Source organism: Streptococcus sp. SN3 (assembly GCF_030439905.1).
Window position 1 is genome coordinate 588,764 of record NZ_JAQFJF010000002.1, and the last position, 7,767, is coordinate 596,530.

The window sequence follows — 7,767 nt, forward strand, 5'->3', positions numbered from 1 at the left end:
TTCATTCCTCCGTATATTTCTTCATTTTAAAGCGTCCTAGACGCAGAGCATTGACGACAACCGACACTGAGCTCAAGCTCATGGCTAGACCAGCCAGCATAGGATTGAGCAAGGGACCGCCGAAAAGATGCAATAGCCCCATAGCAATCGGGATGCCTAGTGTATTGTAGGCAAAGGCCCAGAAAAGATTTTCCTTGATGTTGCGGATGGTCGCTTGGCTGAGCTTGATAGCCTTGACTACATCCTGCAAATCACTATGCATGAGCACTACATCTGCTGACTCAATAGCCACATCGGCGCCAGAGCCGATGGCAATTCCAACATCTGCCTGGACCAGAGCCGGCGCATCATTGATACCGTCTCCTACCATAGCCAGTTTTTTCCCAGCTTCCTGTAAGTCCTTGATAGCAGCGGCCTTCCCATCTGGCAATACACCTGCGATGACTTTTGGGATTCCAGCTTTCTGGGCAATAGCTGTCGCGGTTTCTTCACGATCTCCTGTCAGCATGATGACTTCTAGCCCCATAGACTGGAGCTCCTGCACCGCCGACAGGCTGCTGGATTTCATCTCATCTGCTACCGCTATAATACCAGCCAGCTGTCCATCTACTGCGACAAACATGGCTGTCTTCCCTTCTTGGGAAAGCTCTAACAACTGTTCCTGAAAAGCACTGCTGTCAATGTTCTTTTCTTTCATCAATGACTCATTTCCCACCAGAAGCTGTCTGCCCTCAACCTGAGCGGATAAGCCTCGTCCAACAATGGCCTCAAAATGACTGACAGGCAGTAGGTCAAGCCCCTCCTCTTCAGCAGCTTCTAAGATAGCCTGAGCCAAAGGATGCTCAGAATGCTGCTCAGCACTGGCTATTAGCTGCAACAAGTCAGAGCGATTAAAAGCACCTAAAGGTAACAAATCCGTCAGACTGGGCTTACCAACCGTAATCGTCCCAGTCTTATCCAGAACAATAGTATCCAGCTGATAAGCTGCTTCCAAAGCTTGACCAGACTTAATCAGAATGCCATTTTCAGCCCCTTTACCAGTCCCAACCATGATGGCTGTCGGAGTGGCTAACCCCAGCGCACAAGGGCAGGCAATGACCAGAACTGCGATAAAGATTGACAGTGAAAAGCTAAGACTCTCACCAGCCAGAAAATACCAGCCAAATGCAGATAAAGTAGCCAAGCTCAGCACGATTGGAACAAAATAAAGCGAAATCTTATCGGCCAAAGCCGCTATCGGTGCCTTAGACCCTTGCGCTTCCTCCACCAATCTAACAATCTGAGCTAAGGTCGTATCCGAACCAACCCTAGTTGCTTGATAGTCAATACTACCATTTTGATTGATTGTTGCACTAGTAATGGTATCGCCGACCTTCTTTTCAATCGGGACACTTTCACCAGTCATCATGGACTCATCCACAAAGGTCTGTCCCTCCGTCACAAGGCCATCTACCGGCATACGCTCCCCTGGCTTGATACGGATAATGTCTCCAACTCGGATGTCCTCTGTATCAATGGTCACAGCCTCACCATAGCGAATCACTGTCGCCTGACTAGGCACTAGCTCAAGCAGAGACTGAATTGCCTGAGACGTTCGACCCTTTGCTGAACTTTCCAGATATTTACCCAGAAGAACTAAGCTAATAATTACTGCAACCGACTCAAAATAGAGTTGATGAACAAAGGCATGATGACCTAGAAAAACCTGACTGACCGAGTAGAGACTGTAGAAAAATGCTGCGCTGGTACCCACCGCAATCAAACTATCCATATTGGGATGCTGCTTGATAAGATTGCGAAATCCTCTTTGATAGAAGCCACGCCCAATCCACACAGCAGACAGAGTCAAAAGTAGTTGTGACAGAACGAAGACCAAGGGATGCGTCATATGATCCAAGAAGCTAGGCAGAGGAAGACCGACCATACTTCCCATAGAGATATAAAGCAAAGGCAGAGCCGTAATCAAAAGAATCAGTAACTCTTGTTTCTTTTTTTGCAATTTCTGAGCTTTAATCACAGCTTCTTCGCTTACGTCAGACGGCTTGTTTTTTCCTTTTTCTTCAGCCTGATAACCAGCCTCGGCTACAGCATCCAGCACTTGCTGGCTGTCAAATCCCGCCTTAGGAAGCAAACTGAGACGTTCTGTCGCCAGATTGACACTGACGTCCTCGACCGTTTCCAAGTCCTTGACCGCCATCTCTACCGTCATAGCACAGGCAGCGCAGGTCATACCTGAAAGCTTGTATTCTTTCTTCTCGCTCATCAATGCGCCTCCCTTCCGTGCCCGCAACGACACTGGCCTTGAGAGCAGTCGCATTTGACTTCCAAAGGAGCCGAGGCTCTTTTCTTATCAATGACCTGACTGAGCCGCTCCAAGTCTCCTTGACTAAACTGACTTCTCTCAATCATCGAAATCAAAAGATCTCCATGTTTAGTGTTACAAATATTGTCAAAAAGAGCCTGCCAAGTACTTTCCAGATGGTCCGCTTCTAAAATCCGAGCATCATAGTAAAACTTACCCTCGATCTTTTCCATAGCGATAAATTCTTTGGTCTTCAGACGATTCAAAAGAGTCTTGATGGTTGCCGGTTTCCAGGAAAAATCGGCTTCCAAACGAGCTATAATCTCTGTACTGCGACTGTGTGGATAGGCCCACAACACACGCATCACTTGCCATTCTGCTTGGCTAATATTTTGCTGTTCCATTGTTTAACACTCCCTTATCATTTACATTTGTAATCTAACTCTTTATTAGTTTACATTTGTAATCATGATTTGTCAAGTGTTTTTATCGTCATTTCCTGATATGCAAAAAAAGAAGGCGGGATAGTCCCGTCTTCTTACTTTATTTATATTAATGCGCCAACATCTCTTGAGCAATTTCTTGACCAGTCAACTTACTTGGATAGTAGGTTGGCCAGTTTTCCAGCTCGTCAAAGAGTGCCTCCTGGCTTTCGCCACCATAGAAGATATGGAAGTGAGCCGCCTTGGTCGGTGCAATGTTGTGGTCGCTAAACTGAACATACTTGTACTCCCCAGCATCCGCGTCTGTCGCTTCAAACATAAAGCGAACTCCACGATTTCCCTTAGAGTAAGTCAAAGTGTGCTTGCCAACGTATTTATACGTATATTTCTTGGATTTTCCATCTACCACAAATTCCATAGTCTTGTCTGTGATATTGATATTGGAAACATCTGTCTTGTAGCCTTTGTCATAGTAGTCCTTGTATTCAGCTGCTGTCATTTTTCCAGTCAGCTTAGCCTTGTAGTCAAAGACTTGGTCCAAGGTCCCGTCTTTCAGATAAGGGTAAACAGACTGCCACTCGCCAGCATAATCAGACAAGGTCCGATCCTTGACGGCACTGTCTTCAAAGTAGCCGTTTTGCACTGTCTTATCGTCTTCTTCTTTCTCGGCTGCAATCTCCGCTCCCTCTTGGTCAGTTGTCTTCTTGAGAGCCTTTAGATTGGCCTGCATGATAGAAACATAGTCTGCCCCATCCTTGGTCTGCTCCTCGGTCAAGCTTTCCAGCGGATTCAGGACATCAAGTTCTACCCCTGTTTCCTTAGCCAGAGTAGAAGCCAGAGCCTGAGAGGCATTCTCTTCAAAGTAGATATACTTGATTTTATTTTTCTTGATATACTCGGTCAATTCAGCCAAGCGTGAAGCGGATGGCTCACTGTCTGGTGAAAGGCCAGAAATTGGCACCTGCTTCAAATCATAGTCCAATGCCAGATAGTTAAAGGCTGCGTGCTGAGTAACAAAGCTCTTTTGCTTGGCATTGGCCAAACCATCTTCATATTCCTTGTCCAAGGCTTCCAGCTTCTTGATATAAGCCGCTGCATTTTTCTCAAAAGCCGCTTTCTTGTCAGGATAAGACTTGCTCAAGCTATCACGGATGTTCTCCACCATTTTAATAGCTCGCTTCGGTGACAGCCAGACATGGGGATCATAGGCATGATGATGTCCCTCTTCACCATGGTCATGGTCTTCTTCCTCTTCACCACCAGGCAGCAAGAGCATATTTCCAGTCGCCTTGATAACCTTTTCTTCCTTATTTTTCAAGTTTTTTAGCAAATCTGGAACCCAAGTCTCCATGTTTTCATTTTCATAGACAAAGGCATCTGCATCCTGAATCGTCGCAACTGCCTTAGCTGAAGGCTCATAATCATGCGGCTCTGTACCTGCCCCGATTAGAAGTTCAACATTGGCCTCATCTCCAGCCACCTGCTTGGTAAACTCATAAACAGGATAAAAAGTCGTGACAATATTGAGCTTGCCATCTGCATTTTTTTGATTGGAACAAGCTACTAAGAAAATACTCAGTAAACCTGCTAATAGTAAGCTAATTTTTTTCATTTTCTGCTCCTATTTCATAAATTTTTTGACCAGATTGACCAGCAAGAACAAGCTGACGAAGATAATCGTAATGCTAGCGCTAGCTGGCGTCTCTGCATAGTAAGAAATATAAAGTCCGGCAATCATACCAAAGAAACCAATGGCATTTGCCAGCAAAATGACCGACTTGAAATTTTTCCCAATCCGCAGGGCAATACTGGCCGGCAAGACCATAATGGTCGAAACCAGCAAGGCTCCCGCAGCCGGAATCATGAGGGCAATCGCAACACCCGTCACGATATTGAAGAGAATAGACATGGTCCGCACAGGCAGCCCATCGACAAAGGCCGTATCCTCATCAAAGGTCAAGATGTACATGGGGCGAATGAAGAGGAAGGTCAAGACAAGCACCACAGCAGCAATGACAAAGAGAGAAATCACCTGCTCCCTACTGATAGTCACAATGGATCCAAATAGATACTGGTCCAGACTCATCGAGCTAGAACTCTTGCCTTTACTCATAACAATCAAGGAAATAGCTAAGCCAGTTGACATGAGAATGGCCGTTCCGATTTCCATGAAATTCTTATAGATAGTCCGCAGATACTCCAAAAAGACCGCTGCAACAATGACGACAAGCACCGTTGTGAGAGTGGGCGATAGTCCAAGAACCAATCCAAAAGCTACACCTGCCAGCGAAACGTGACTGAGCGTATCACTCATAAGGCTCTGCCGACGTAAAATCAGAAAAGTCCCCAGAATCGGTGAGAAGAGGCTCATGGCAATAACTGCTAAGAAGGCTCGTTGCATAAAATCATAGGAAAATAGATTAAGCATGGCTCACCTCCTGTCCATTGTCGCTTTCATGCACATTGAAACAGCGCCAAGGTGAGTCCTGATTACGGACCAGATGAATATTGCGGTCAGCATATTTACGAACTTCTTCCGGATCGTGTGTAATCATCAAGACAGCTTTCCCATGCTGATGAGCACTATGGTGCATGAGCTTGTAAAATTCATCCTTGCTGCCTGCATCCATCCCTGTTGTCGGCTCATCAAGGACAAAAATATTCGGATCCGAAGCAAACATCCGAGCAATCACAGCCCTCTGCTTTTGCCCGCCAGAGAGAGAACCAATCCTCTTATCCCGATGTTCCCACATTCCAACTGACTCCAGACTAGCCTTGATATGCTCTTCATCATGCTCATTCAAACGACGAAACCAACCCTTACGCGGATAACGTCCCGACTTGACAAACTCATATACCGTACTAGGGAAACCTGCATTAAAACTAGCAATCTGCTGAGGTAGATATGCAATCCGCAGTTTCTTGCCTTGCACATTAGTCTTGGAAATCTTCACTTCCCCATACTTAGGTTGCAAAATACCCAAACTAGCCTTTATAAGAGTCGTCTTAGCAGCTCCATTTTCCCCCGTCAAAGTTACAAACTCCCCACTGTCTAGAAAATAATGAATATGCTCCAGCACAGGCTCCTTGTCATAGTAAAAGGAAAGATTATCGACTGTGATATATCTCATTTACCAATCTCTCCCACCAAGGCTTCCAAGAACTTCGAAATTGTCGCCTGTTCACTAGCAGAAAACTGCTCAGCCAATTTTTGATACGTCTCCAAAGTATGTGCGTGATGATGCTGATGTTCCTTTGCAATCGGCTGAGCTAACTCAGTCAAACGGTAAAAGGTAACCCGTGCATCTCTCTTATCTTTAAAGGCTTGCAGCATCTCTTGCCGAACCAAGGATTTCACAGCCTTGGTCACAGCAGCTTGACTCACATTCAGTTTTTTTGCCAAATCAGAATTTGTCAAGGATTCCTCAGACAAAAGCATCAAAATATGCTCCTGCGTATTAGTTAAAGGCACATCACTCGTGCAAGAACCAATCAGAATCTCATGCTGATTTTCTGCCTTCAAAATAACTTCATTTAAAAATTGATCGATCTTATCTGCTAAATGAGTCATTTCCTCCTCCTTCTCTTAACCAGTTAAAGCTTTACTGGTTAATTATACCACAAAAAAGAAAAGAGTCAAGAATTTTCAGTAAAAGTAAAATGCTTTTCACAAAAAATATTTAATCATACAATTAGATTCTTAAGTCCTAAATAAAACTCAATCATAGAATGAAAAGCAACAAACTAAGCTGCCTCTTATTAGCATTCTAGATTCTATAAACAATTTGATGGTGAGTCCATTACATTAGTTGAGTGTGGATTTACAAGTAAAATCATGAGTCAATCTTCCGCATTAGCTTGCAAATAATTACTAAAGAGAAAACAAAAAAACGAAGTAAAAATACTCCGCTAAACTTAAGCTATACCGGCGGCCGGGGTCGAACCGGCACGTCCTTGCGGACACTGGATTTTGAGTCCAGCGCGTCTGCCAATTCCGCCACGCCGGCTCAAGTTTTTAACTGGGGTAGCTGGATTCGAACCAACGCATGAGGGAGTCAAAGTCCCTTGCCTTACCGCTTGGCGATACCCCAATAATAATAAATAGGCGAGTGATGGGGATCGAACCCACGCATGCCAGAGCCACAATCTGGTGTGTTAACCACTTCACCACACCCGCCATATTTAAACACGGGCAGTAGGAATTGAACCCACACTGAAGGTTTTGGAGACCTTAGTTCTACCTTTAAACTATGCCCGTAAAGGTTATGGAAGGGGAGGGATTCGAACCCCCGAACCCGAAGGAGCGGATTTACAGTCCGCCGCGTTTAGCCTCTTCGCTACCCTTCCGATTATAAATTTATGGCGCGAGACGGAATCGAACCGCCGACACATGGAGCTTCAATCCATTGCTCTACCAACTGAGCTACCGAGCCAATTATTGCGGGAGCAGGATTTGAACCTACGACCTTCGGGTTATGAGCCCGACGAGCTACCTAGCTGCTCCATCCCGCGTCAATACTATTTGTCCCTAAGGAGGATGTGGGATTCGAACCCACGCACGCTTTTACACGCCTGACGGTTTTCAAGACCGTTCCCTTCAGCCGGACTTGGGTAATCCTCCAAATATATAGTCCGTACGGGATTCGAACCCGTGTTACCGCCGTGAAAAGGCGGTGTCTTAACCCCTTGACCAACGGACCATAATATTATTAAAATGGGCACGAGTGGACTCGAACCACCGACCTCACGCTTATCAGGCGTGCGCTCTAACCACCTGAGCTACGCGCCCAAGTTTGAAAACTTGGTATGAACTATCGTTCAAAGCGGGTGACGAGAATCGAACTCGCGACAACAGCTTGGAAGGCTGTAGTTTTACCACTAAACTACACCCGCTTGAATATGGGAGTTAACGGGATCGAACCGCTGACCCTCTGCTTGTAAGGCAGATGCTCTCCCAGCTGAGCTAAACTCCCTTCGCTAAGCGACTACCATATCTCACAGGGGGCAACCCCCAACTACTTC

General features: G+C 45.7%; 6 protein-coding genes and 12 tRNA genes. All 18 read right to left on the reverse strand.

The genetic code is table 11. The annotated features are described in order from the left end of the window. Position 1 precedes the first annotated feature (1 nt). The 18 genes from PCY71_RS06820 to PCY71_RS06905 all read right to left on the reverse strand — a co-directional run bounded on the left by PCY71_RS06820 (position 2) and on the right by PCY71_RS06905 (position 7,718). Positions 2-2,263 (reverse strand): heavy metal translocating P-type ATPase, encoded by a 2,262-nt coding sequence (locus PCY71_RS06820; RefSeq protein ID WP_002910876.1) that lies wholly within the window; start codon positions 2,261-2,263, stop codon positions 2-4. Further along, on the reverse strand, positions 2,263-2,706 hold the full coding sequence (locus PCY71_RS06825) for a CopY/TcrY family copper transport repressor (protein WP_002910877.1): 444 nt from the start codon (positions 2,704-2,706) through the stop codon (positions 2,263-2,265). Before PCY71_RS06825 ends, PCY71_RS06820 begins: the two co-directional genes overlap by 1 nt. A 148-nt stretch (positions 2,707-2,854) precedes the next feature. Further along, a complete protein-coding gene (locus tag PCY71_RS06830) occupies positions 2,855-4,357 on the reverse strand; it encodes a zinc ABC transporter substrate-binding protein AdcA (protein WP_048771908.1) in 1,503 nt (500 codons plus the stop codon). Between the two features lie 9 nt (positions 4,358-4,366). Next, positions 4,367-5,173 (reverse strand): metal ABC transporter permease, encoded by an 807-nt coding sequence (locus PCY71_RS06835; RefSeq protein ID WP_002910879.1) that lies wholly within the window; start codon positions 5,171-5,173, stop codon positions 4,367-4,369. Beyond that, on the reverse strand, positions 5,166-5,876 hold the full coding sequence (locus PCY71_RS06840; RefSeq protein ID WP_002910880.1) for a metal ABC transporter ATP-binding protein: 711 nt from the start codon (positions 5,874-5,876) through the stop codon (positions 5,166-5,168). Before PCY71_RS06840 ends, PCY71_RS06835 begins: the two co-directional genes overlap by 8 nt. Further along, positions 5,873-6,316: a zinc-dependent MarR family transcriptional regulator gene (locus PCY71_RS06845; RefSeq protein ID WP_002896843.1), complete on the reverse strand. Its 444-nt coding sequence runs from the start codon at positions 6,314-6,316 to the stop codon at positions 5,873-5,875. Before PCY71_RS06845 ends, PCY71_RS06840 begins: the two co-directional genes overlap by 4 nt. A 352-nt stretch (positions 6,317-6,668) precedes the next feature. Next, a tRNA-Leu gene (locus tag PCY71_RS06850) sits at positions 6,669-6,752 on the reverse strand. Between the two features lie 12 nt (positions 6,753-6,764). Beyond that, positions 6,765-6,836: transfer RNA gene (locus PCY71_RS06855), tRNA-Gln, on the reverse strand. Positions 6,837-6,849: 13 nt separating this feature from the next. After that, positions 6,850-6,922: transfer RNA gene (locus PCY71_RS06860), tRNA-His, on the reverse strand. A 10-nt stretch (positions 6,923-6,932) separates the two neighbouring features. Continuing rightward, positions 6,933-7,003 (reverse strand) — tRNA-Trp (locus PCY71_RS06865). A gap of 8 nt (positions 7,004-7,011) precedes the next feature. Continuing rightward, positions 7,012-7,092: transfer RNA gene (locus tag PCY71_RS06870), tRNA-Tyr, on the reverse strand. 13 nt (positions 7,093-7,105) lie between these two features. Further along, a tRNA-Phe gene (locus PCY71_RS06875) sits at positions 7,106-7,178 on the reverse strand. 5 nt (positions 7,179-7,183) lie between these two features. Continuing rightward, a tRNA-Met gene (locus PCY71_RS06880) sits at positions 7,184-7,257 on the reverse strand. Between the two features lie 19 nt (positions 7,258-7,276). Next, a tRNA-Ser gene (locus PCY71_RS06885) sits at positions 7,277-7,366 on the reverse strand. 7 nt (positions 7,367-7,373) lie between these two features. Beyond that, positions 7,374-7,445, reverse strand: a tRNA-Glu gene (locus PCY71_RS06890). Between the two features lie 15 nt (positions 7,446-7,460). Continuing rightward, positions 7,461-7,534, reverse strand: a tRNA-Ile gene (locus PCY71_RS06895). A gap of 33 nt (positions 7,535-7,567) precedes the next feature. Further along, a tRNA-Gly gene (locus PCY71_RS06900) sits at positions 7,568-7,638 on the reverse strand. Positions 7,639-7,645: 7 nt separating this feature from the next. Continuing rightward, a tRNA-Val gene (locus PCY71_RS06905) sits at positions 7,646-7,718 on the reverse strand. Positions 7,719-7,767: the final 49 nt, after the last annotated feature.

Excerpts from the sequence above, each read along its gene's own strand:
- PCY71_RS06840 (WP_002910880.1), bottom strand. The coding sequence starts at position 5,876 with ATGAGATATATCACAGTCGATAATCTTTCCTTTTACTATGACAAGGAG.
- PCY71_RS06825 (WP_002910877.1), bottom strand. The coding sequence starts at position 2,706 with ATGGAACAGCAAAATATTAGCCAAGCAGAATGGCAAGTGATGCGTGTG.
- PCY71_RS06845 (WP_002896843.1), bottom strand. The coding sequence starts at position 6,316 with ATGACTCATTTAGCAGATAAGATCGATCAATTTTTAAATGAAGTTATT.
- PCY71_RS06830 (WP_048771908.1), bottom strand. The coding sequence starts at position 4,357 with ATGAAAAAAATTAGCTTACTATTAGCAGGTTTACTGAGTATTTTCTTA.
- PCY71_RS06820 (WP_002910876.1), bottom strand. The coding sequence starts at position 2,263 with ATGAGCGAGAAGAAAGAATACAAGCTTTCAGGTATGACCTGCGCTGCC.
- PCY71_RS06835 (WP_002910879.1), bottom strand. The coding sequence starts at position 5,173 with ATGCTTAATCTATTTTCCTATGATTTTATGCAACGAGCCTTCTTAGCA.